The organism is Alteromonas sp. S015 (assembly GCF_036864485.1).
Lineage (GTDB): Bacteria > Pseudomonadota > Gammaproteobacteria > Enterobacterales > Alteromonadaceae > Alteromonas.
In genome coordinates, this window is sequence record NZ_JAZETO010000007.1 from 206,606 (window position 1) to 231,598 (window position 24,993).

The following is a 24,993-nucleotide window of genomic DNA, read 5'->3' on the forward strand; positions in this document are numbered from 1 at the left end:
AACTTTCTGACTTATTATTACGCTTTCCAACTTTCCTTAATGTTCGAAATTGTTCGTTTTGTGTTGACATGTTTTCTTTTTGCTTGTCAAATAGACAGCTATATGAGGATATCTATACAAATATCACTAGAGGCAATTTATGAGTCAAAGCAATCAAACTGAACAGACTGTCGACGTCCTTGTCGTTGGCGGCGGTGTCAACGGCGTGGGTGTAGCGCTTGATGCAGCGGGACGCGGGCTTTCAGTTGCTTTGTGTGAAAAAGGCGACCTAGGCGGAGCGACCTCATCGTCTAGTAGTAAGCTAATTCATGGCGGCCTCAGGTATCTAGAGCATTATGAATTTCGCTTAGTCAAAGAGGCGCTAGCGGAACGCGAAGTATTGTTGAAGAAAGCGCCCCACATTATGTGGCCGCTGCGTTTTCGTTTGCCTCACCAAAAGCACTTACGCCCAGCGTGGATGATACGAATTGGTTTATTCCTATATGATTCTTTGGCTAAACGCAATATGTTGCCACGTTCTCGTAAACTAACGACCACCAGCGAAAGCCCTTTGGTAAGTGATATTTCTACGTGTTTTGAATACTCAGATGGTTGGGTAGATGATGCACGCTTAGTGGTACTAAATGCGCTTGCTGCCCAAGATCAGGGGGCGACCATATATACGCGTACTGAATGCGTTAAAGCCGAAAAGCAAGATAATCTATGGAAAGTGGAACTCAAAACGTCGAAAGGGAAAACGTTTACAGTTAGGGCTAGGTCAATTGTCAATGCAGCAGGACCTTGGGCGGTATCGTTCTTAGATCGCTTGGTTAATATTCACAACCCCAATGCAATGCGCATGGTAAAGGGAAGCCACTTCATTGTTCCCAAGCTATACCACACTGATGAAGCGTACATTCTGCAAAATAAAGACGGGCGTATTGTATTTGTGATCCCATACGAAGGGGACTTCTCACTTGTAGGCACAACGGACGAAGACTTTAAAGGTAATCCCTCAGAAGCCGCAATTTCAAATGGAGAAACGGATTACTTAATCGATGTCGTTAATAACTACTTTAAGTCCAAAATAACCCGCGAAGATATAATTCATACGTACAGTGGTGTGCGCCCTCTTTTAGAAGAGAAAAGTGCATCAGCACAAGAACTTACGCGGGACTATAAAGTCGAGCTTAAGGGGGAGGCTGGAGAGCCTGTGCTGCTAAATATATTTGGCGGAAAAATTACAACCTATCGAAAGCTCTCAGAACATGCGGTCGATAAACTTGTTTCCTGTTTCCCTAAAGCAAAAAAAGCATGGACCAAGGAAGTACCACTTCCTGGCGGAGCATTTGAAAGTCAAGCATCGCTGGTTGCCCAACTAACTGTCGAATTTTCTTGGCTGGACAACGCTATCGCTGAACGTTACGCAAGACAGTATGGCCTATTAAGCTATAAGTTTCTGAAAGGTAAAGCGTCAGTAGATGCCATGGGGACACATTTCGGGGCTGGTATGTATCAGGCAGAAGTTGACTACCTTATAGAGTGTGAATGGGCCTGTTGCCTAGAAGACGTAATTTGGCGCCGAACAAAACATGGTTTACGCTTGAATAACGTTGAACAGGAATCACTATCTTCTTATATTGCAGAGAAAGTCGCTGGTGTGACTCACGCAGTTGAGCCTGTGGATGCTGAACGGGTAAGTGCTTAGTTCGACAAAATGCACACCTTAGATCAAGTCTGGCGGGGATGAATTAAAACTCACTTTGCTTGGGTTTATAACGAGCGATAGCGCGGCGACATTGCCTTAATAGTTAACTCAATAAGATCAAGTAGACTACTGATAATGAACAAGGACGTTGTAAACAAAACTACCGTCAAGGAAGTCGTACTTATCAGGCATGGCAAGCCTCTCTCGGCGCATAATGACAAAGTGAATTCAGCGCAATATGCTCAATGGGTGCGTAACTACGACAAGTCCGCACTTGATCCTACAAGTCATCCAAAGCAGAAAATTCCTATCGACAATAGCTATATTGTGGTCAGCCCATTATTACGGGCAAAATTGTCTGCGGCTTATTACGGCGCGACGCAAATTGATGAAGAGTTACCCCATCTCAAAGAAATGGATATACCCTATTACAAACTACCGTTTACGTTGCGCAGTTGGCATTGGGTGGTTTTAAGTCGTGCATTATGGTTTATTGGGTTCAAAGGTAGATTTGAGAGTTTCAGAGATGCGAAAGAAAGGGTCATTTTCGTTTCAGAGCGTATTGAAAAACTCAGTGAGGACCATGAGAAAATAGTGCTATTTGGGCATGGTATGACGAACTACTTTACACGAAAATCACTTATAAAAAATGGATGGCAACTAAAGCAAAAAGACGGCGATTTTTGGGGCGTTACCATATTGCACAAAGTATTGTCATAAAAAGGAGAGCACGTTTTTACGCATTTTTTCCTAATGTTTGTTTATACCCACTTCATCTTTTTTTCAAAATGTCGATAAAATAGAAGAATGCTACTCAAGCGTTAGGGACTTGAGCAAAGGCATGGGGAAATCAAAAATGCATAAAACTAATAAAAAAAAACCTTTCACTTCCAATATTTTTAAAGCAGCCATTGCGATTATTTTCGCAATTACACTTGGTGTCACCATTCGCTTTCTCCATACTGATGAGCAAGACACTACAATCATCGCATTTGAATTAAACCTCGATACGTTCAAGCGTCACGTTGCATCGTCTCACTGGCAATGGCGTGTACGTGAACCCACTACGATGATAATGCTGATTCACTATAATGAATTGGGCAAAGAGACGAACAGAACTCCGGTAAGAATGAACCACAAAGGATGGCCGGCCGCAGAGCTCTCTAGTGCAGGGTGTGAAAAAATATGGACATCGTTAGTGGCGGAACCACTACGCGTTGACGGCTTTAAGGTCCATGCAAACTATTACGCAGAACTTGAAAAAAACGAAGACAATTACTGGTGTCGCTTCAGCTTAAGTAGTGGCGTGCATTTCGACTATTTTCCTGCAAGCGGAACAGTAACAAATTTAAGCGATTAAACTGGCCACATAAACGAACTCGCACAATATAAGCCTATACTTATATAGGTATTTGTTCTATTTAGATAATTAGTCTACTTTTGAGTTAATGCCATGTTACTCATTGGCGCCATAAGGTATTGTCGATTATAAGATAATACTCGGCATTAACGAATTAAGTAGATTTATGCTTTCACGCTTATTTTCTTCGAAAAGTAACGAAACTAGCGTCACTGTAGGCGTATCGGTCTGTGCTTCTGAGCTACATATTGTGGCCATAGAGCGCAGTGGCGACGCAGTTTCACTTAATTCTGTTTCTTCACTACCCTATGATCAGCATCAGCCTCTCAAGCAACAGCTAGCGGCGGCGTTAAGCCCGTTTGCTAAATCGACCTGTAATGTTTCTATAGTGCTTTCACAGGATATGTACCACATGGTACAGGTTGATAAGCCAGAAATGGCAAAAGAGGACATTACAACGGCGTTACCGTGGACTCTTGGAGAGCTGGTTCCCTATGAATCCAGTAACATGGTTTTAGACTATGTCGATTACCCGGTTAAAAGTCGAACTGGCGGACAAAAGATAGATGTATTCGCTGCCGAAAAGTCCTCACTTGCTGCCGTCGCAGCGAGCATGGCAAAAAAGAAAGACAAGCGGCTTACTCATATCCACACCAAAGAAGTGTTAGCAACTGAAATGGCGCCAAATGATGACTATGCGCGACTACTCATCATCCAAGAGCCCAACAGTGAACCGTTTTTAATGATAGTGCGCTCTCAGGCTATTTGGTTGGCACGTCGCTTACGTGGGTTTGTAAGCAAAGTTAATGAGCAGACAGACCTGTCACAGCTAAGTGATACATTAGGATTAGAAATTCAACGCTCAATGGATTTCTATGAGTCGCAACTTAAGCAGCCGCCTTTAAAAGAAATTCTGTTTAAAACTCAATTTGACTGCGTGCCAGTGATCGAACGGCTGAAGCCGTTTCAGCCCGCTGCTATGAATGTCTTCACTCCACAGCTTAATTTAGCCGATGTAGTTGAACCTGCCTGCCACTTTGCGTTAGCAAGTGCACTTGTTGCAGCGAGAGAGGTGGCATGAAAAGAACCATAAACCTCTATCAGGACTCCCTTAAACCAAAGAAAGAGCGGTTACCATTCTCGAAGGTACTTTGGCTTAATGGCGCGGCAATTGGTGTCATGTTGGTAGTGGTAATCGCGCTCAATATTACGTTGGGGGCGAAGCAGAAAAAGTTAAATGAAAAAACAAACGCAATTAGCCAATTGAATAGCGAAATTAAAACCTTAAGCGCTGCACTCGAGAAGAAACGAGACACCCAGTCGCTTCAGCAACAGCTTGAAAAGGTGAACGCCAAAATCGAAAACCGAAAACGTCTGTTGGCGTATCTTGATAGCGGAGAGTTGTCATTTGACGCAACAAAGTACGGCGAGGTGATGGACGATTTGGCTAATTTCCACAATCAGAACCTATGGCTGACGAGTATTGATATCGATACACAAACCATTCGCCTGTCAGGCCAAACCTTGGCGCCTTCATCTATACCTTTGTGGCTTAAAAAGTTGCAGCAGTCTCCGTTTTTCCAAGGTAAGTCATTTTCTTCAGTGCAGTTTGATGAAGTAGACGGCAAAGAAAACGTGAAACAATTCTTGATATCCACAGATTTTGAAGGAGACGCTGATGAATCAGTACCATCAGCTCTCTGAGAAATTCACCGCTCTTGAAAGCAGAGAAAAACAGCTAATTACATGGGTGAGTTTTGGTCTCATTATCTATCTATTCTTCTGGTTTGGTGTTTCGCCTGCACTTGATGACTTGTCTGTAACCGATAAAGCAGTCATCAGAAAGGAGAGCGAGCACAAAGCACTTGTCATTCAAAGAGATGCCATTCAAGAAGCGCTAACCATCGATTATACAAAGCGCACGCAGCTAGAACTCGATAAGGCCAGAAAAGACCTACTATCAATTGATGAGGCACTACTTTCACTTAATGAAGGGTTTGTCGCAGCCGATCGAATGCCCGAGCTGCTTATGACGCTTCTAAACGAAGAAGACAACGTACGTTTAGTGAACTTTAAGGTCGAGCCTACCGAAACAGTACGCTTTGGTGACGGTGAGTCTCAAAGCACACCGTTTTACCGTCATAACATGCGCTTAATTATTGAGGGAAGTTACTTTGACCTGCGAAGCTACCTAGCGCGCCTTCAAGCCGCCCCTGAAAAAGTCGTAGTAACAGATTTTGCTTACAACGTTGAAACTTACCCAAGCGCCACGTTAGCACTGAGGTTAGCAACGGTAAGCAATAATGAAACCTTTATCTCGCTGTAAGGAGAGAGTGTGAAACGGTTAAGAATTGTGGTCTCAGCTTTAGCGATAGCAACATGCTTAACTGCAGTTGCGTCTGTCGACCCGACTAGGCCTGCAATCGCCAGTGCATCAGTGTCTAGCAATGATGAAGCTGTAGCAGGAGAGCTAGCACTTCAATCTATCTTTAAACGCAGTACAGGTTATAGCGCCATCATATCGGGTAAATCTTACCGCGTGGGCGACACACTTAACGAATACACCGTATCAAAAATTAACCCCAAGAACGTGGTTATCACTGACGGACGTCAGCAGAAAATACTAAGAATGTATGCATATGAAATTAAAAAATAGCCTCATTGTTAACACATTGGTTTTGTCTGCAGCGTTAGTTGTGGCAGGTTGCCAATCTTATGGTGTTGGCGAGGAAGTAAAACCTCATATTCGCGATGAACTAGCACGTTCTCAGAATACGACATCAAGTAAACCAACACCGCCCCCTCAGCTTAATCAAGAGCTGCTGGCAGAGGTTGCCCGTTATCAAGCGTTACCTGCGCCAACATCACAGAAAATGTTTGCAGTTTCTGCAAACAATGTAGACGTGCGTCCGTTTTTCGATGCGTTAGTTGAAGACACACCCTACAGTGTTGCCGTTCATCCTGCTGTGTCAGGGCAAATTAGTTTAACGCTCAAAGAAGTGGCGTTAGAAGATGTGTTAACCATTATTTCGAGAATGTATCCGTTAGACGTGTTTTTGGAAGGAAAGGTAATTCAGGTTATGCCTTCTCAACTAAAGACGGAATCTATCCCGGTTAACTTTCTTATGATCAAGCGCTTCGGTGTATCTAACGTAAGCGTTATTGCTGGTGGGGTAAGTGAGCAAGACCAAAGCAATGGTGGCAACAACGGTGGAATTAACGGCAATAACAACATTGGCGGGAACGCGCTAGGTGGTCAGGGTGGTTTTGGAGGCCAAGGCGGACTTGGCGGCAATAACATCCAACAGCTCAATGGCTCAAACATTCAGACTACCAGTGAAAACGACTTTTGGAGCGATTTAAAAGAAGCACTAAAAGTACTGGTCTCTCCAACAGAAGGCCGCCAGGTTGTGGTTTCACCCCAAGCGGGCTTAGTGACCGTTCGAGCATTGCCCAGTGAAATCGCAGTGGTGAAAGACTTTTTAAACCAAAGCCAAGAGAGCTTACAGCGACAGGTGGTATTAGAGGCGCGCATTATTGAAGTCACGCTAAACGATGGCTATCAGCAAGGCGTGCGCTGGGATCGTATTGCAAGCGGCTTGACGGGCAGTGTGAACTTTGGCTTCAGTGGCGGAGCTATAGCGTCAAACTTTGCTGCAAATACCGCTGCAGGTATAGATCCAGCCATTAATGCAGTTAATGGCATAGGGAACTCAATCTCTACAGATATTGGCGGCGTTTCTACTTTGAGAATTTCCCGAGGTGACTTTGACGGCGTTATCAATATGCTGCAAACCCAAGGTGATGTTCAGATGTTGAGTAACCCCAGAGTGACCGTCACTAACAACCAGAAAGCAGTGATTAAAGTCGGTCAGGACGAATACTTTGTCACCGATGTGTCGACCAGTGAAGATCAAAGCGCGACTCAAACCGAAAACGAAAATGACATCGAACTTACCCCGTTTTTTTCAGGTATTGCCTTAGATGTTACCCCTCAAATTGATAGAAGCGGCTCGGTTATATTGCACGTTCACCCATCAGTAACGGAAACGGCAGAGCAGACCAAAGTCATTCAGGTGGGCGATCAACAAATCTTGCTGCCACTGGCACAAAGTAATATCCGAGAGTCAGATACGGTAATTCGTGCCCGCGATGGAGAAATTGTCGTGATTGGCGGTTTGATGGAAACCGTTACCAGTGAGCAAGAATCAAAAACGCCTTTGTTGGGTGACATTCCATTCATTGGTAATGCGTTTAAAAACAAAGCCAAAACGCAAAGTAAGCGCGAGCTGGTGATCTTGATACGCCCATCAGTTGTGCAACCGGACACGTGGGAAAAACAACGTCTTCGCACTCAGTCATTACTTGATCAGTGGTATAGAAACTAATTATGTATCAGGGCTTTTTTCACTTCACAGATATGCCGTTTTCGCTTACCCCGAATACGGATTTCTTTTGTGCGCTTGCGCCACACAATGAAGCGTTAAAAGTCATTTTATCAGCATTGAGTATGTCTGAAGGCTTTATAAAAGTAACCGGTGAAGTCGGTACAGGTAAGACATTGTTATGCCGTAAGTTAATTAATCATCTGTCTGATAAATTTGTAGCCTGCTATTTACCCAATCCATACCTTTCGCCTGATGAATTACGCCAAGCATTTGCGAGGGAGTTAGGTATTGTTACGGAGGGAAATAGTGATAATCAAGGCTTGCATAATGCAATAGAGACAAAGCTATTAGCCCTTAAAAAAGAGGGGCGACAAGCGGTATTAATCATTGACGAAGCGCAGTCGCTGAGTTGGGATGCTCTTGAGATGCTGCGTCTTTTTAGCAATTTGGAAACGGAAAAAAGTAAGCTGCTTCAAATTGTCTTGTTTGGGCAGCCTGAACTTGATGACAACCTGGCAAACCCTAAAGTAAGACAAATCCGCCAGCGCATAAGTTTTTCTTACACTTTACGCACAATGACGTCAGCCGAAGTCGATTACTACATTGGTCACCGGTTGACGACAGCGGGTGGTAACGAGCAGTTGATATCTAGAGGACTGCGCGCATTTATAGCGTTGGTTACCAAGGGTACGCCTCGCTTGGTTAACATAGTTTGTCATAAGATTCTTTTGCGCGCATATGGTCAAGGCAAGGCGTCGGCGACGTGGTCACATACTCTAAGCGCCGTTTTCGATACACATGACTGTAAACGCCGACTTGTCCCAAGGCAGAGTCTTGTTATTTTGTCGCTTGCTGTGGTGGCAGTAGCAAGTGTACTGCATGTATACAGCGCAGGTGGCATATGAGTATTTTGAATGACACCTTAAAGTCACTGGATGAACGCAATAAAAGTGAAGAGTTTGGTTTGCCGCCAACCGTTGAAGTCAGTCAACGTCCAGTTTGGCCAAAAGCGCTCATGATCATCGCCGTTTTGGTGTTTGTAGTATGGTTAGTAATTACACTTTTATCTGGTACTTCCCATCGCGAAAAAAATGAAGATGGATTAAGCACAACGACCGTTTCAAGTGCCCCGAGCGTTAACAACCCGCCTGCTGAAAGTACAATATCAGAGCGCGTTGCAGATAGCACAGCAGATATAAATGCGCCGTCACAAGGAATGCAATCAACCCCGTTATCTGAAAGTGATATGGCGCTACAAAACCGTGCGTCAGATGTGGCTGAGCTTGTTTTCAATACCGTTGATGAGTCCCTTGAAGATGATGAAGCTCAATACAGAAAAAGGGTTACAACTACGGTATCAGCAACCAGCACAGCTGATGATGTAAATGCGTCAAACGTCAATAACAGCGCAAACGCCAGTAGCCCTCAATCAGAACTGTTTGCGGTTAGCAAAACACGACCCTCAAGCTCGAAGGCCGCAGAGCCTAAACCCACAAATATCATAACCAGAGAGCCTGTAGTTGAGGTAGCACCAAAGTCACCTGAACAACAAAGTGCAGTGCATTTAGAAGCAGGACTTAAAGCGTATAACTTTGGCATTTTTGATGAGGCTCAAAAAAGCTTCACGCTAGCACTGGCAACCTTTCCGCAAAATGACGAGGCGCGCAAGCAGCTGGCTGCACTTTATTTTGGACAAAATAATAATTTACAGGCACTGCAGGTACTTTCAGAGGGCATTGTGATCTCGCCTAGCGAATTAATTTGGCGAGAGCTAATGGCCAAAATTCTGGTGCAGGAAAGCCGCTTCGAAGAAGTATTGAATTTGATGCCTGATAGCTTGGATGCTAAAGCGTTAGCCGAAGGCCGTGCCGACTATCTAATTTTAAAGGGCACCTCTGCTCAAACCATCAATAAGTCAGATCAAGCGATATCAGCATTCAGCGCTATGACATCGCTACAGCCTAATAATGCGAAATGGTGGTTGGCACTAGGGGTGAATTATGACGCATTGGCAGATGAGCGCCTGGCGATATCATCTTATTCCAGAGCACTCGCCATTGGCGGACTTTCCTCTACATCTGCACAATATGCAAACTCGCGTCTAACTGATTTACAGGAGCAGCCTTAATGCGACCTCGATTAAAGATGCGCCTTGGCGACTTACTCGTTCACGAAAACATTATCTCCAGTGAGCAGCTTGACAATGCGCTTGCGGCGCAGCGAACGTCAGGACGCAAACTGGGGGATACACTTATCGATTTGGGCTTTATCGGCGAACCCCAGCTCCTTCGCTTCTTGGCACAGCAGCTAAATATTCCTTTCTTGGATATAACACAGCGCCGTATAGACCCAGAGCAAGCCCAGCTTGTCCCAGAGACTTACGCACGTCGCTATCGTGCCTTGGTGTTAGAAGCGGACGACGATGAAGTGCTGCTGGGTATGAGCGACCCAACGGACTTGGGAGGCTTAGACCAGCTGGGCCCGTTAGTCGCTCCTCGAACCATTGAGCTGGCTATCGTACAAGAGGACCAAATGCTAGAGGCATTTGATTCTGTTTACCGCCGTACCCAGGACATTGCGTCGTTTGCTGAAAAACTAGGTGAAGAGTATGCAGACGAGGCTGATTTTGAGTTGTCAGCCCTTGATGACACCACCTCGGATGCCACGGTTGTTAAGCTACTTCACTCCATATTTGAAGATGCCGTTCAAGTTAGGGCATCAGATATTCACATCGAGCCCGATGAAAAAATCCTGCGTATTCGTCAACGTGTCGACGGCGTTTTGCAAGAAAACACGCTTAACCAAGTGAAAATAGCGTCGGCGCTGGTACTACGACTCAAACTCATGTCTGGCTTGGATATATCTGAAAAGCGTATTCCACAAGACGGACGATTTAATATTAAAGTGAAAGGACACACCTTAGATGTGCGTGTGTCGACCATGCCGGTAGCCAATGGAGAAGCGGTAGTTATGCGTTTATTAGACCAGTCTGCTGGCCTACTAACGCTAGACCAAACCGGTATGCCCGATGCTATGGCAGAGAAATTTAGAGCTGCCATTAATCGTCCCCACGGAATGATCCTGGTAACGGGGCCTACGGGTTCCGGTAAAACTACGACTCTGTATGGGGCACTTAGCGAACTCAATAAGCCTGACCTTAAAATCATAACGGCTGAAGACCCCATTGAATACCGTCTACCGCGAATCAATCAAGTTCAGGTTAATGCCAAAATTGGGCTGGACTTTGCCGCCATTCTTCGCACTACGTTACGTCAAGACCCCGACATTATCATGGTGGGGGAAATGCGTGACCAAGAAACCGTAGAGATTGGTCTTCGAGGTGCATTAACCGGCCACTTGGTATTAAGTACGCTTCACACCAACGACTCAGTAACCAGCGCTATTCGCCTTATCGATATGGGCGCGGCGCCGTATTTGGTTGCTACTTCATTACGAGGAGTGCTTGCACAGCGTCTGGTTCGTAGGGTGTGTGAAAACTGCAAAGAAGAAAAGCCTGCAACCGCCCAAGAACAAGCGTGGGTTGGCTTCTTGAAACCTGAATTAGCCACTGCCACCTTCTATAAAGGGCGCGGGTGCAACAGCTGTAATCACACAGGATACAAAGGCCGGATAGGCGTTTTTGAATTTCTGGAAATGAACGAAGACATGATGGAGGCCTTGCGTGAAGACGACACGCAGGGCTTCGTAGATGCGACTAAGGCGAATAAAGACTTTGTTCCTTTATCTCACATGGCACTGGACTACGCAGCTCAGGGCAAAACTTCTTTAGATGAAGTGTTCAAAGTCGCTGAATTTGTTCCTGAAGTGGTGAATCACTAATGCCACAGTTCAAGTACGCAGGTAAGTCAACGCAAGGCGGGCCTCAAAAAGGGGTTATTGAAGCCGCGTCAGCGCAAGCCGCAGCACAAGCCTTGCTGTCACAAAACATAGTGCCTCTTACCATTGTTGAATCAAAAAAACGCAGTGCAGACAATGAAGGAAACGGTTTCGATATCACGCGTTTATTTCAACAAAAGGTGGGACTGGATGAAATGATCATTTTCTCCCGCCAAATGTACTCATTGCTAAAGGCCGGTATTCCCATTATTCGCGCCATTAAAGGCCTAAGCGAAAATGCATCGCATAAACGCTTTCAAGAGATTTTGAAAGATATTGCAGACCAGTTAGAGCAGGGACGAAGTCTGTCTTCTTCCATGGCTAAATATGAAAAAGTGTTTACGAGACTTACCATATCCGTGGTGGTGGTAGGTGAAAATACCGGTAAATTAGACGACGTATTCTTACAGCTTGCCCTCTATTTCGAACGCGAGCAAGAAACCCGCAAGCGCATCAAATCGGCGCTGCGCTATCCCACTTTTGTGTTAATTGCGCTAGCAATTGCCATGTTTATTTTGAATCTATTTGTTGTGCCAGTGTTCACCCAAATGTTTGAGCGCTTTGACACTGAACTTCCAATTATGACCCGCGTGTTAATTGGTACTTCCAATTTCTTTGTGAACTATTGGTGGCTGCTAATTATTGTGATTGTGGGAGGGGTTTTCGCTGCTAAACAATACGTTAATTCGACTAATGGACGACTCAAGTGGGACAAATTTAAACTAAAGTTGCCTGTCGTGGGCAGCATTATTGAGCGATCATTACTTTCAAGATATAGCCGAAGTTTTTCAATGATCTTACGTGCAGGCGTGCCGTTAACCGCAGGGCTTTCACTTACTGCCGACGCCGTTGACAACGCGCACATGCAAAAGCGCATTAAAGAAATGCGGCAAGGAATCGAAAAAGGCGAAAGTTTGCTTAGAGTTTCGAAAAATAGCGAACTGTTTTCTACACTCGTACTACAGATGATTGCAGTAGGTGAGGAGACGGGGCGACTAGAACCGTTGTTAGAAGAAAGTGCTGACTATTACGAACGTGAAGTCGACTTCGACTTGAAAAGTTTAACGGCCAAAATCGAACCTATTTTGATTGGTTTTGTTGCGGTAATGGTATTGATCCTGGCGCTTGGCATATTTACGCCAATGTGGAACATGATGTCGGCGGTGAAAGGCGGCTGATAAAGCGCTTTATAACTGGGGAAAAGCGTGGCAAGCACCAAAACGGGGTTACTTAATTTTGTTGTTATAGGCGTATTGCTTGCTGTTATTGGGACAACATACGTGTTTTACGCGACACCAATTATTGATGAAGCGGAAAAGGTTAACAAAGAGAACGCGATTGCACAGTTTCAGCGAGTGGTGATATTAGCCAGGGCACAATGGATAAAGACTAAGCAAGATACTGTGCTTATTTACGAAACTGAGTTTGACGCTGCTGGCAAAGTTAAACAGCACAAAGATGTGGCGGCAGAGCTATACATTAATGAAAAAGGTTGGCCCGAAGGACTTGAAAAAGAACAGGGGAATGCGTGCGAATACATGCTGACACTTGCAACCTTAAGGGAAGGTGAAGCGCTGTCAACAGTGACTGTAAGTGACCAGTATGCAAACGGTTACTTACAATGTGCATTTTTTTGGGAAAAAGATATTTGGTTTGAATATAACGCTGGTAGCGGCGTTGTCAGGCAAAGAAACAGTTGATTAAACGGCGGCACCATTCGCCTTATCGTCATCAAGGAGATGTTATGAACACCAAGCAAAAAGGCTTTACGCTAATCGAGCTGATAATTGTTGTAATCATTCTAGGGTTGCTTGCGGCCACAGCATTACCACGCTTTATTGATGTTACAGATGAAGCTCGTGAAGCAAGTGTTGAAGGTGTTGCCGGTGGTTTTGCCGCAGCGGTAGGTCTTGTAAGAGCGCAGTGGGAAGTTGAAGGCCGTCCGAACGGAAATAATGGAAATGGGAACGGCACTGTAGTCACTTACGATCAGACGCAAGTAGGGGTAGACGGCACCATTGGTTACCCAACGGGAAGCTCTACAGGCAACACACTTATTTCTACCGTTAACGACACTGAATGTAAAAACGTATTTGACCTAATTCTTCAGTCAGCACCAACAAACACAACGTCGACGAACGACACCGTTGTTGCTGATTTCAGATATGCCGTTCGTGAGGACGACTCAGGTGCAAATACGCTTTGTGTTTACTACTTAGTTGAATCTATGGGTTTACCTAATAGCTCAGCACCGGCAGACGGAACGCCAGACGGTACAACGTACGACGGTTTCACTTACAACCCATCCACTGGCCAGGTTACTGTTTTTTAATTAATACCTAGGAAGTTTAATTATGCAAAAAGTATCAACACAACAGGGTTTTACCCTAATCGAGTTAATCATTGTTATTGTACTGCTGGGTATTCTAGCGGTAACCGCAGCACCTAAGTTTTTGAACCTTCAAGATGATGCGCGTGATTCTGTATTGGAAGGTATCGCTGGTTCTTTAGAATCTGCTTCATCGGTTGTTTATGGTAAGGCACTTATCAATAACGTAGCTGCTTCAAGCGACGGATCAGAATCAGTAAATATTGGCAACAGCACTACGGTTTCTTTGGTGTATGGTTATCCTGATGCTGCAACTGCTGCGAATTTTACAAATATCCTCGATGCTGATATCGATAACACTGGCGGTGAATATGCGACTGAGTCTGTAGATGAAGACACTATTCTTATCTATTACACGGGCGCTTATGACGGGGCTCCAGATCCTGCAGCGGCCAATAGTGCCTGTTCTGTTGCTTACACTAATTCAACAGCTGAAGGCGCGCGACCTACTATCACAGTAAATACTTGCGTCGAATAATGTGAAGAAAACCGGTTTTACATTAGTAGAACTTATCATAACCATATTGGTTATTGGTGTGCTGGCGGTAACCGCCGCACCTCGCTTTCTTGGTAACGATACGGAAGAAGCTATCGCCCTTCGCGATCGCACACTTCAAGTTGTTCGTAACATGCAGTTTCGTGCTATGCAAAATGTGCAAGACACTAGCTGTGTGAAAATAACCGCCACAATCATTGCCCCTCCCGCTGGCCACGATTGTACAAACGCTCTTTCTACCGCTTTTGATGCCGATCAGGTAGTCGATGCATCAAGCACCGACTTTACTTTTCAAACGGCCGATGAAAATGGCGATAGCTTTTCTCAAATTCAGTTTGACGGGTTTGGCAGGCCGCGAAATATCGCGTGTTCAACGAATTGTAGAATTCAAATAAGTACCTTTGCCATGTGTTTACAAAGCGAAGGGGCAGTTTATGCGTGCTAGGGTTGTATTGCCTGTACATAAAAAATGCGTGAACGGCTTTACCCTGTTAGAGCTGGTGATTGGTATTGTTGTATTTACGATTAGCCTAACCGTAGTTCTGTCGCTTATTGTCCCGCAAGCTGAACAAACCGCAGAGCCATTTCGTCAGCTGAAAGCGGCGAAGCTAGGGCAGTCTTTAATGAATGACATTCTTAGTCGCTCTTATGATGAAAATAGCGACCGAAGCCCACCATTTGTCACCTGCGTCGATAAACCTAATCCGTCTAATGCCAGCGATAATCTGTGTTCCGGCGCTTTGGGGCCGGACGCTGGTGAAACCTCCGAAGAAGCTTATGACGATGTAGATGATTACAACGGTTATACAGTAAGTAATGCTGGCGGGAATTATAATGGCTTTGCATACAGAGTAAATGTTACTTATGACTCTTCAATTGAGTCAGACTTAAACAAAAGAGCACCAAAACAATACAAGCGTATCGATATCGCGCTCACAGCTCCAGACGGCCAAGTTTACAACTTCAGTGCTTATCGAGGGAGCTATTAATGTCCCTACCAAAAGCAAGACGCCAACGTGGTTTTACACTTATAGAGCTTATCTTAGTGATCACTATTTTAGGCGTGATTAGCCTATCCGTGGCACAGGTTATTTCTTTAAGCGCACAAATCTATATAACTGGCGCAGAGCGTACCCGACTCGTTTCAGATGCGCGCTTTATCATTTTGCGATTGGAAAAAGAACTTCGAAATATTGTGCCTAACTCGGTCTCTTTTGACGCTAGTTTAGGGTGCTTGACCTACTATCCAATTGTCATGAGCGGTACATATATCGCAGACCCTTTCGATGACAAGCTGCATTCCGTAGTGTTTGAAATGGAGGCTCCTACAGCGGACGATAAATTAGTTATTTATCCAACGAGTCCGCAAAGTGTGATTGACAACAGCGTAGACTATAATGGATTTACCGTCGCCACCGATGACGAAGGCAATGATTTGGAGCACCAATACCTAATTGAGTTAGGGACGGAAAACACTCAATCGTCTCCAGGGAAGCGTTTTTTTGTGTTTAACGAAAACCCAGTGTCAGTGTGTAAGGAAACAACGGCGCAGGGTGAGGCTTTGGTCCGCAGAGATGGAATGAGTTCAGGTATTATTGCAACGAATGTAAGTAGCTGGAGTGCAGATGTAATAACGGCAAGTTTGCGCCAAAATGCTTTGGTCAAATTAGACTTGACGCTCATCGGTAATGATGACGAGACGTTGGCTTTCTCGCACGAGGTACACTTCCCCAATGTTCCCTAATAGACAATTTACTTTATCGCCTTCTCGCACCCTATCAAAACAACGTGGCTCTACCACTATTGTGGCGATCATTATTAGCATTGTACTTCTAGGACTTGGCATTGCGTTGTCTAATCAGATTTCATCAAACATACGTCAGCAATCCATTGAATATTATGGTGCTCGCGCCTATTTAGCAGCGCAGAGCGGGATGGAAGTTGCGGTTTCCCGGTTAGTTGAAATCCAAGACCGAACATGCCCTTATCAGACCGAAATAATGTTTACAACAAGTGGTCTTGAAAACTGTAAAGCGGACATAGAGTGTATAGGTCCTGCAGTATCACCAGAACCGGAAGTTACCTCTAATGCAGTGGAAGTCTACTTGCTGACATCGGAATCTAGTTGCTCTGCGGGACAAATAGAAACATCGAGGAAAGTAAGCGTTGAAGTAAGGCAGGAACAATAATGAACTTAAAGTCTATTTCGCTGTTTTTTTTGTTTCTCTCGTTATGTGTTGCACTGCCCGTGCAAGCCGTCCCTCAAATCGAAGGCAGGTTCATCGAGCTTCAAAACACCTACAATAAAGCAGAGTGGACAACCATTAGTTTTTCACAGGTATACGACGAGCCGCCAGCAGTGTTTATGCTCTCTACCAATCAAGGTAGCAACCCTGCCATTGTTAAAATTCGCAACGTTACCCGCACAGGTTTTGAAGCTTTGCCCCTTGAGCCTTCTGGAGAAGATGGTCCGCATATCACGATGGGAGCACATTACTTAGCGATTGCGTATGGCGTTCATGAATTTCCTGACGGCGATATTGTTGAAGTCGGTAAGATGGAGCTCGGAGGGGGGACTATTCAGGCATCGACAAGCTCTCCTTGGTATGAACCTAACGGCCCCTTGAAGGTGGGCGAAGAAAATGCGAGATATGCTCGCGTTTCACTTGAAACTGATTTTGGTGAACGGCCTGTTTTCTTTCACTCTATTCAAACGTTAAATAACCAAGTTGACGTTAATGGAAAGAAGCCACCCAACGAACACTTGTTGCCGTTTCTAACTATTGCAGCAAAGTATGAAGCACCGTCTTATTTTATGGCGTTGGAAGCGTCTGAAACAGATTATGCGCCAGTTACACGCAATGAAACGGTAGCTTACATGGCGACAACAGAGGGGTTCAATCGTAAATTTTTCGATGACAATGGTATTGAAGTGGTATGGGAAGCCGATTTTGCCGACGTACGCATACAGGGGTGGGACGATGGTTGCTTTCGAAATGACTTTAAAAATAACTATGCGCAAACTCCTTTGGTTGCAGCCAGTAAAATAAGTAGAAACGGCGGCGACGGCGGTTGGCTTCGCAGTTGCGGCGTAAACAAAAATAGGCTTGGACTGCGTGTAGATGAGGATAGAAGCTTAGACTCTGAGCGCAACCACACTGAAGAAGACGCTAGCATTCTGGCTATGACTTCAGAGTTTGTGTTTAGTGGTGAAGTTCCTAGTTGTGATGACGCCTTCCCTGGCGCAATTGCCGCTTTTAGTGGTTCCGCAATTTCACTCGCAGCTGGTAGCCGAATGATTGATGAAAATGCAGGTGTGTTGTTAGCACAGCAGTTTATCACCGACGCTACAAGTGGATCTGCAGACTACCCAAAATGCGGACAGAACCCTGTCGACTGTACCGTGAACAACACAGATGCGCTTACCGACTCACAAGCGAGAGCGATACCAACAATTACCATTGACGATAGCGGCCCAGAGATAGCAGAAGGGGATTTAGCGGGGGATTATTATTTTAACCGTCAACTGGTAACCATGGCGGCGGGTAACTACAACGTAATTGCACCCACGCGAATTTATGTTTCTGACCCGGGGGACAATATAGGTGGCGTGGCTACAAAGTTCACCATGGTGAATGCAAATATCACTGTCGCTGAAGGGGCTTATCTCGCTATTTATGTCGATGGAGATGTGGTCATCGATGGCTCAAACCCCAACGCATTGGTTTTAGCAAAAGGTGAAATAACCTTTGCCAATGTGTCTGAAGGCACATTGAGAGGCCGCTTTACCGCAGGAGGTGGCGTCGGCTCACCTGCTACTCTGAGGGTGACGGCTAATGAAGTGCCAAACAATATTCCTGGCATCTGCGGTCGGGAAGTCATTGAAGTACTGAATCACTATCGTTTTGAACTGGCTGATAACAAGGGTAGTAGCTGCGCCGCGAAAGAAGTTACCCTAAAAGCCTGTGCAGACGTCAACTGTGATTTACTCTACTCCCAGCCATCTACAGTCAACTTGGTGCCCGTTAATAGCGGTAACTATCGATGGTCGCCTGACGACAGCGTAACGTTTATCGGGCAGACCTCGCTAACACTCGATAGCCTTAGAGGCGCAGATCCTGAACTTGCTACTTCGGGAGAAAATCCATCTTCTCAATTGCGTTGCTTTATCGGTGGTAAAGAAGTGAATTTAGGTAGCTGTAAAATAAAGTATGAATCCGACGGGCTGGTGTTTAAGAATATCACTGATGATTCAGAAACCATCGTTACTCAGCTTTCTGGTAAGCCTTCAGACACTGGCTTTAACAGCAAGACCTATGCAATCGAAGCATGTGGGAATTCTGACACGCTAAAAAATCAAATTGTCGATGTTGAATTAAATTATAACTGTTCTAGTTCGAGCAATTGTTCTAACACCCTACTGCTTATCAATAACGGTAATGCACATCAACTGGGGCTAACCCCACGCACCTTTCCTATCCAATTTGATGCTGACTCGCGAGCAGCCTTTACAATTCAATACCCAGATGCGGGAGAGTTGTCGTTGTCAGCAGACATAACAAATCGAAGCGGTATTGCAGGTTCTTCTAATACTTTTAAAGTGCGTCCGTTCGGCTTTGCTATGAATATCTTAAATGATAGCGGCACGAGCTCCAATCTTAACGGTTACGCGAATAGTGCGAATGGTTCGCTGCTCAAACTGACAGGGGAAGACTTTGTCTTAGGCTTGCGAACAGTACAGTGGGTCGATGGTGAAGACAGTAACGACGATGGAATACCAGATAACTTTGCAGCACTGGAAAACAATAATACCGCGGAGCATTTTTCAGGTAGCGCGTTGTTAACACCCTTAAATATACTTCCTAGTGGCGGCGCAACGGGTACATTGAGCGTGCCCAGTATTTTATTTAGCGACGAAGGTAAAGTTAACGTTGGTATTAATTACGATGAGGTAGGTACAATTTCCATTGCTGCACAGAGTACTTATTTGTCAGATACCACCGTGCAGGGGCTGGTGCAAAACGTTGGGCGTTTCGCACCTTCTAATTTTGCCTTGAGCGGAAGTGTTGAAGCAGCGTGTAACGTCAATGGCGCATTTAATTACTTTGATCAACCCATTAGCGAAGTAAGCTTCTCGCTAACCGCACTTAATCAAAATGGCAGCCGCACCACAAACTACTACGATGGTTTTGATAAACTGGTCAATATCAGCTTACAAGTCGAGCACGGCACAAGCTTGCTAAATAGGCTTGAAAACATTAATTCAATAAGTTGGCCGCAAAATGCCAGTGCTGGTCTTATTTCATTTTCTGACAACGATATCGTATTTAGTCGCCTTGCTGACAATAGCGTAGATGGGTCCTACCTCGAAGCACACATTGCGCTGGTGGCAGACCAAGCACAAATTGAGGGCGCAAACTTCAATGGACTTTCTTGTTCCGGTCAGTGCGTTGATGATTTTGGTGATTCAATCAGCTTCGCCTATGGTCGTGCTACGTTAATAAATAACTACGGTGCAGCCGACGAAGCGCTTTTGTTACCGCTTCGCACCCAATATTGGGACGGAAATAATTGGCGAATTAATAAGTATGACAGTTGTACGGCTTATGATCACGACAACGTGAATGACGAATCTGGTGAATTGGTTTCTTCGGGGGAAGAGTCGTTAAGTGAAGGAGCCTATAGAAATAGTGACGGAATACGCCTGTCATCACCAAACGGTGCTGGCAATTATCCTGTTAGTTATACGCCTGATGCTTGGCTATTGTGGGATTGGGATGGAGATGGCGAAGCTGATAATCCCCCAAACGCAACGCTCACGTATGGTGTGTATCGAGGAAACGACAATATTATTTACAAGCGCGAGCAAATCAATAATTAGCAAAGAAGGTTAGCCTGTTTGGTCTTAACGCTAGCTGCGTAGCACACTGTAGTGGCGCCAATATAAAGAGATGTAAATTATTAGCAAATTGTTTTTTGAACCTTCTAATTTTCACAGGGTCACTATGTGAGTCTTATTTTTAAATTATTTGGAAACGCGTGTGTGGTATCCCTTCATGGGTAAAGCGCTAAAATTACTAAGCAAAAATGCAGTTATTTCGTCACTTAATTACACCATCGCTTGCCCAAAATTGCCCCCATTGTTAAAGTGTGAGAATAAATATCGACTTCACGTTAAAGCGTCGCCATCTCACCTTTGCAAATACGCGTTAACACAGAAACAGGAATACACTCTTCATGTTTAAAAAGCTTCGAGGCATGTTCTCTAACGATCTGTCCATCGACCTCGGAACAGCTAATACGCTGATTTATGTTAAAGACCAAGGTATTGTTCTAAACGAGCCTTCAGTAGTAGCTATTCGTCAAGAGCGCGCGGCTGGGCCTAAAAGTGTTGCGGCAGTGGGTGCAGAAGCTAAGCGAATGCTTGGTCGCACGCCGGGTAACATACGTGCTATCCGACCAATGAAAGACGGTGTTATCGCCGACTTTTACGTAACTGAAAAAATGCTTCAGCACTTTATTAAACAAGTGCACGACAATAATTTCCTGCGTCCTAGTCCTCGTGTATTGGTATGTGTGCCGTGTGGTTCAACACAGGTAGAGCGTCGTGCAATTAAAGAATCAGCGCTGGGTGCCGGTGCACGCGAAGTATTTCTTATTGATGAACCTATGGCTGCAGCAATCGGTGCAGGTCTGCCTGTATCTGAAGCACAAGGTTCTATGGTGGTAGATATCGGTGGTGGTACTACCGAGGTTGCTATCATTTCATTAAACGGGGTGGTCTATTCATCATCTGTCCGTATTGGAGGTGATAAATTCGACGAAGCTATCATTAACTATATTCGTCGTAACTTCGGTTCACTTATCGGTGAAGCGACTGCCGAGCGTATCAAGCATGAAATTGGCGCCGCATATCCAGGCGAAGAAGTTCGTGAAATTGAAGTTCGTGGCCGCAACCTTGCGGAAGGCGTACCGCGCGGATTTACGCTAAACTCGAATGAAATTCTTGAAGCGCTTCAAGAGCCGCTAACAGGTATCGTTTCTGCTGTTATGGTGGCGCTAGAGCAGTCTCCGCCAGAACTGGCGTCTGATATTTCTGAGCGAGGAATGGTGCTTACCGGTGGTGGCGCGTTACTTAAAGACTTAGATAGATTACTCATGGAAGAAACGGGCATTCCAGTTGTTATTGCTGATGATCCGCTAACCTGTGTAGCACGCGGCGGTGGTAAGGCATTCGATATGATTGACCTTCACGGTGGCGACCTGTTTAGCTACGAATAAACAGGAAAGGCAACCGTAAGGTTGCCTTATTTGTATCATGGATACTATTTTTACTCGCAGTCTTTCATTAAATATCAGGCTTACGCTGGCGCTATTGCTGTCGGTAACGCTGATATTTGTTGATCACAAAATGGATGGCTTTAAATCAACGCGAGTTTACCTCAACTCTTTAATGAGCCCGCTGCAGTATATTGCTAACCTTCCTGGGTTGATGCTTAGTGAAAGCGCCCAGCGCCTTACCTCTCAAGAGCAACTGTTGGCGGAAAATCAAAAGCTAAATAATCAACTGTTATTGATGAGCGAAAAGATCCAGCAGTTCGATGTGATCGCAAAAGAAAATGCCCAACTACGAGAGCTATTGCAAGCACCTATCCGGGGTTCTTCTCGAAAAATGGTGGCTGAGTTAATGGCGGTAGATAAAAACCCCTACAGTCAGCAAGTCGTAATCAATAAAGGGGCGATTGACGGCGTATATCTGTCTCAGCCAGTTATTGATGACAATGGCATCGTGGGTCAGGTAATGGAAGTTGGGTCCACAAACAGTCGCGTGTTACTCATAGCTGATGTTACCCACGCTGTTCCCGTGCGATCTCTTCGAAACGATATTCGTTTTATCGCAACCGGAAGCGGTGCGCTAAACGAGCTATATTTAGAACACGTTCCTCACAGTGTCGATATTCAAGAAGGCGACACGCTAATCTCGTCTGGATTGGGAAAGGTCTTTCCCGAAGGCTATCCAGTGGCAATCGTTTCCCAAGTTATTCGAGATGAAAGCCGGCCTTTTGCTCGTGTAATTGCCACGCCTTTAGCTAAGCTAGACAGGCTAAGACATCTACTGTTGTTATGGCATACACCTGAAACTAGCCCAACTGACGAAACTGATAAGCCCGCTGTAAACGAGGAAGAATCTTAACATGCGTAAACGTAACCTCGTTATATGGATAAGCCTCTTCGTCGCTCTGGTACTACAAATTGCACCACTACCTGTTCAAGTCGATGTTTACCGTCCTGACTGGGTGTTGGTTGTATTAGCCTACTGGAGCATGGCGTTACCCCATCGAGTAAATGTGGGAGTAGGTTTCTTAACGGGTGTTGCCATGGATGTTTTGGTTGGCACTACTTTGGGGATTCATAGCCTTGGGTTAAGTATTTGCGTATACGTTTTAGCGGCAAACTATCAACGGCTGCGAAATTATTCTGTGTGGCAGCAGGCCATTGTTATTGGCCTTTTATCGGCGTTATATCACTTACTCACGTTCTGGGTGCAGCATTTGCTGACAGATATTTATTTCCAAGTTGATTATCTGTGGCCAGTTATAACATCAATGGTATTGTGGCCATGGGTATTTTGGCTGCTTAGACGCACTCGCAGGCAGTTTTCAATATCGTAACTCGAACACGTTTCGATTAATCCAAAGGTAAGCCAATGAAAAAATCGGTAGTGTTAGCGTCAGCCTCTCCACGGCGCACCGCTTTGCTCAAGCAAATGAACATAGCCCATACAATACAACCTGCCGACATTGACGAAACTTCCCGTACCAATGAGTCGCCGATGGATCTCGTCGCAAGGCTTGCCACTGAAAAAGCGCAAGCGGTAAAAGCACATCTTGTGGCTCAGCAGGCAATGTCCGACAACAAGGTTATTCTGGCCAGTGACACGCTGATATCGTTTAACGGGCAAAGTGTTGGCAAGCCTGAAAATAAAGCTGACTCTAAGCGCATTCTTACCATGCTTTCTGGTAAAACGCATGACGTATTAACCGCTATCTGTGTACTTGATGATACGCGGCAACAGACCCAGGTAATTACCACATCGGTGACTTTTGCTGTATTGACGGATGAGCAAATTGACGCATACTGGGATACAGGAGAACCTGCCGACAAAGCAGGAAGTTACGCTATTCAAGGTATTGGTGGGGAGTTTGTGGTTTCTATTAATGGTAGCGCTAGTGCCGTTATAGGCCTACCGCTGTACGAAACCCGCCAATTACTTAACGCATTTGGAGTTGTATCGTGAGTGCTGAACTGCTTATTAACGTTACCCCGTCTGAGTCTCGGGTGGCGCTTATTGAAAACGGAATACTTCAAGAAATTCACGTAGAACGTCATACTAAACGCGGTTTGGTGGGTAATATCTATCGCGGAAAGGTTAGTCGTGTATTACCTGGAATGCAGGCGGCATTTGTTGATATTGGCCTTGAAAAGGCCGCGTTCTTACATGCATCTGACATTGTTATTCACAATGAAATTGCTGAAGAAGTTTCGGCAAGCCATATTCAAAAGCAAGACATTCGCGAGTTAGTGCGAGACGGTCAAGACATTGTGGTTCAGGTGGTAAAAGATCCCATCGGTACCAAAGGCGCACGGCTTACCACAGACATTACTATTCCTAGTCGTTATCTTGTATTTATGCCTTCGGTGACTCACGTAGGTGTGTCTCAACGCATTGAAGAAGAAGCAGAAAGGGAGCGCTTGAAGTCGCTGGTACAAGAGTTTTGCGATGAGAACGGCGGCTTTATTCTGCGCACTGCAGCTGAAGGCGTGGGCAAAAACGAATTGCAGTCTGACGCGGCTTTTTTGAGGCGGCTGTGGGACAAAATCCAGTCGCGTATGAAAAAGCGCAAGTCAAACGTGCTTTACGAAGACTTACCGCTAGCGCGACGAGTGCTACGCGACTTTGTTGGTACAGAGCTCGACAGAATTCGTATCGACTCAAAACTATCATTCAATGAACTTCACCAGTTCACCAAAGAGTATGTGCCTGAGATGAACGGCAAGCTTGAGTACTACCCTGGTGATAGACCTATTTTTGATTTATACGATGTGGAAAACGAAGCACAGCGTGCCTTAGAACGTCGAGTTGACTTGAAATCTGGCGGCTATTTGATTATCGATCAAACAGAAGCCATGACCACTATCGATATTAACACCGGGGCCTTTGTTGGCCACCGCAACTTAGAAGAAACCATTTTTAACACCAATATTGAGGCGACGCAGGCGATTGCCCGTCAGTTAAGGTTGCGTAATTTAGGCGGTATGATCCTTATCGACTTCATAGATATGATTGAACCTGACCACAAGCGACGTGTCTTACACTCATTAGAGGTGGCGACGAACAAGGACAGAGCCAAAATAAATATTCATGGGTTTACGGCGCTAGGGCTAATTGAAATGACCCGCAAGCGCACCCGTGAAAGCATTGAGCATATATTGTGCGGAGAATGCCCTGTGTGCAAAGGGCGAGGCACGGTAAAAACCATTGAAACCATTTGCTTTGAAATTATGCGTGAAATTGTACGGGTGAATCGCGCCTATGACGCAGACAAGTTTGTGGTTTACGCTTCACCGAAAGTGGCGGAAGCCTTGATGGGTGAAGAGTCTCATATGCTGGCAGAACTAGAAGTATTTGTGTCTAAACAAATCAAGGTTCAAATGGAAACATTGTACAATCAGGATAAGTACGACGTCGTCATGATGTAATGCATTAACGTATAC

25 protein-coding genes are annotated in these 24,993 nt (G+C 45.2%); all 25 read left to right on the forward strand.

Annotation, left to right across the window (positions count from 1 at the left end; all coding sequences use genetic code 11):
* Positions 1 to 139: 139 nt before the first annotated feature.
* The 25 genes from glpD to rng all read left to right on the forward strand — a co-directional run bounded on the left by glpD (position 140) and on the right by rng (position 24,978).
* Positions 140 to 1,687, forward strand: coding sequence for a glycerol-3-phosphate dehydrogenase (gene glpD / locus V7R42_RS14550; RefSeq protein WP_334020987.1), 1,548 nt, complete (start codon positions 140 to 142; stop codon positions 1,685 to 1,687).
* Positions 1,688 to 1,822: 135 nt separating this feature from the next.
* Complete coding sequence (locus tag V7R42_RS14555) at positions 1,823 to 2,407, forward strand: phosphoglycerate mutase family protein (RefSeq protein ID WP_334020988.1); 585 nt, start codon at positions 1,823 to 1,825, stop codon at positions 2,405 to 2,407.
* A 136-nt stretch (positions 2,408 to 2,543) separates the two neighbouring features.
* On the forward strand, positions 2,544 to 3,047 hold the full coding sequence (locus tag V7R42_RS14560) for a hypothetical protein (protein WP_334020989.1): 504 nt from the start codon (positions 2,544 to 2,546) through the stop codon (positions 3,045 to 3,047).
* Between the two features lie 166 nt (positions 3,048 to 3,213).
* Entirely contained in the window at positions 3,214 to 4,128 is a 915-nt protein-coding gene (locus tag V7R42_RS14565) for an agglutinin biogenesis protein MshI (protein ID WP_334020990.1), read from the forward strand.
* A complete protein-coding gene (locus V7R42_RS14570; RefSeq protein WP_334020991.1) occupies positions 4,125 to 4,751 on the forward strand; it encodes a PilN domain-containing protein in 627 nt (208 codons plus the stop codon). Before V7R42_RS14565 ends, V7R42_RS14570 begins: the two co-directional genes overlap by 4 nt.
* A complete protein-coding gene (locus tag V7R42_RS14575) occupies positions 4,726 to 5,373 on the forward strand; it encodes an agglutinin biogenesis protein MshJ (RefSeq protein WP_334020992.1) in 648 nt (215 codons plus the stop codon). The genes V7R42_RS14570 and V7R42_RS14575 overlap by 26 nt, the downstream gene beginning before the upstream one ends.
* 9 nt (positions 5,374 to 5,382) lie before the next feature.
* A complete protein-coding gene (locus tag V7R42_RS14580) occupies positions 5,383 to 5,703 on the forward strand; it encodes an agglutinin biogenesis protein MshK (protein WP_334020993.1) in 321 nt (106 codons plus the stop codon).
* Positions 5,687 to 7,435: a pilus (MSHA type) biogenesis protein MshL gene (gene mshL, locus V7R42_RS14585; protein ID WP_334020994.1), complete on the forward strand. Its 1,749-nt coding sequence runs from the start codon at positions 5,687 to 5,689 to the stop codon at positions 7,433 to 7,435. The genes V7R42_RS14580 and mshL overlap by 17 nt, the downstream gene beginning before the upstream one ends.
* Before the next feature lie 2 nt (positions 7,436 to 7,437).
* A complete protein-coding gene (locus V7R42_RS14590; protein ID WP_334020995.1) occupies positions 7,438 to 8,340 on the forward strand; it encodes an ExeA family protein in 903 nt (300 codons plus the stop codon).
* On the forward strand, positions 8,337 to 9,563 hold the full coding sequence (locus V7R42_RS14595; RefSeq protein WP_334020996.1) for a tetratricopeptide repeat protein: 1,227 nt from the start codon (positions 8,337 to 8,339) through the stop codon (positions 9,561 to 9,563). The genes V7R42_RS14590 and V7R42_RS14595 overlap by 4 nt, the downstream gene beginning before the upstream one ends.
* The gene (locus tag V7R42_RS14600; RefSeq protein ID WP_334020997.1) at positions 9,563 to 11,275 is read left to right on the forward strand and encodes a GspE/PulE family protein; all 1,713 of its coding nucleotides are present in this window, start codon (positions 9,563 to 9,565) and stop codon (positions 11,273 to 11,275) included. Before V7R42_RS14595 ends, V7R42_RS14600 begins: the two co-directional genes overlap by 1 nt.
* On the forward strand, positions 11,275 to 12,510 hold the full coding sequence (locus tag V7R42_RS14605) for a type II secretion system F family protein (protein ID WP_334020998.1): 1,236 nt from the start codon (positions 11,275 to 11,277) through the stop codon (positions 12,508 to 12,510). The genes V7R42_RS14600 and V7R42_RS14605 overlap by 1 nt, the downstream gene beginning before the upstream one ends.
* Before the next feature lie 27 nt (positions 12,511 to 12,537).
* Positions 12,538 to 13,032: a hypothetical protein gene (locus V7R42_RS14610; RefSeq protein WP_334020999.1), complete on the forward strand. Its 495-nt coding sequence runs from the start codon at positions 12,538 to 12,540 to the stop codon at positions 13,030 to 13,032.
* Between the two features lie 44 nt (positions 13,033 to 13,076).
* Positions 13,077 to 13,664, forward strand: coding sequence for a prepilin-type N-terminal cleavage/methylation domain-containing protein (locus V7R42_RS14615; RefSeq protein ID WP_334021000.1), 588 nt, complete (start codon positions 13,077 to 13,079; stop codon positions 13,662 to 13,664).
* 22 nt (positions 13,665 to 13,686) lie between these two features.
* The gene (locus tag V7R42_RS14620; protein ID WP_334021001.1) at positions 13,687 to 14,199 is read left to right on the forward strand and encodes a type II secretion system protein; all 513 of its coding nucleotides are present in this window, start codon (positions 13,687 to 13,689) and stop codon (positions 14,197 to 14,199) included.
* Position 14,200: 1 nt separating this feature from the next.
* On the forward strand, positions 14,201 to 14,662 hold the full coding sequence (locus V7R42_RS14625) for a type II secretion system protein (protein ID WP_171336928.1): 462 nt from the start codon (positions 14,201 to 14,203) through the stop codon (positions 14,660 to 14,662).
* On the forward strand, positions 14,652 to 15,206 hold the full coding sequence (locus V7R42_RS14630) for a type II secretion system protein (RefSeq protein WP_334021002.1): 555 nt from the start codon (positions 14,652 to 14,654) through the stop codon (positions 15,204 to 15,206). The genes V7R42_RS14625 and V7R42_RS14630 overlap by 11 nt, the downstream gene beginning before the upstream one ends.
* Positions 15,206 to 15,961 (forward strand): PulJ/GspJ family protein, encoded by a 756-nt coding sequence (locus V7R42_RS14635; RefSeq protein ID WP_334021003.1) that lies wholly within the window; start codon positions 15,206 to 15,208, stop codon positions 15,959 to 15,961. Before V7R42_RS14630 ends, V7R42_RS14635 begins: the two co-directional genes overlap by 1 nt.
* Positions 15,951 to 16,406: an agglutinin biogenesis protein MshP gene (locus V7R42_RS14640; RefSeq protein WP_334021004.1), complete on the forward strand. Its 456-nt coding sequence runs from the start codon at positions 15,951 to 15,953 to the stop codon at positions 16,404 to 16,406. Before V7R42_RS14635 ends, V7R42_RS14640 begins: the two co-directional genes overlap by 11 nt.
* The gene (locus tag V7R42_RS14645) at positions 16,406 to 20,098 is read left to right on the forward strand and encodes an H-type lectin domain-containing protein (RefSeq protein ID WP_334021005.1); all 3,693 of its coding nucleotides are present in this window, start codon (positions 16,406 to 16,408) and stop codon (positions 20,096 to 20,098) included. The genes V7R42_RS14640 and V7R42_RS14645 overlap by 1 nt, the downstream gene beginning before the upstream one ends.
* A 356-nt stretch (positions 20,099 to 20,454) precedes the next feature.
* Positions 20,455 to 21,498, forward strand: coding sequence for a rod shape-determining protein (locus tag V7R42_RS14650; protein ID WP_012516782.1), 1,044 nt, complete (start codon positions 20,455 to 20,457; stop codon positions 21,496 to 21,498).
* A gap of 37 nt (positions 21,499 to 21,535) precedes the next feature.
* Entirely contained in the window at positions 21,536 to 22,411 is an 876-nt protein-coding gene (mreC, locus tag V7R42_RS14655) for a rod shape-determining protein MreC (RefSeq protein WP_334021006.1), read from the forward strand.
* Between the two features lies 1 nt (position 22,412).
* Complete coding sequence (mreD, locus tag V7R42_RS14660; RefSeq protein ID WP_334021007.1) at positions 22,413 to 22,889, forward strand: rod shape-determining protein MreD; 477 nt, start codon at positions 22,413 to 22,415, stop codon at positions 22,887 to 22,889.
* Between the two features lie 35 nt (positions 22,890 to 22,924).
* Positions 22,925 to 23,515, forward strand: coding sequence for a Maf family protein (locus tag V7R42_RS14665; RefSeq protein WP_334021008.1), 591 nt, complete (start codon positions 22,925 to 22,927; stop codon positions 23,513 to 23,515).
* Entirely contained in the window at positions 23,512 to 24,978 is a 1,467-nt protein-coding gene (rng, locus tag V7R42_RS14670; RefSeq protein ID WP_334021009.1) for a ribonuclease G, read from the forward strand. The genes V7R42_RS14665 and rng overlap by 4 nt, the downstream gene beginning before the upstream one ends.
* Positions 24,979 to 24,993: the final 15 nt, after the last annotated feature.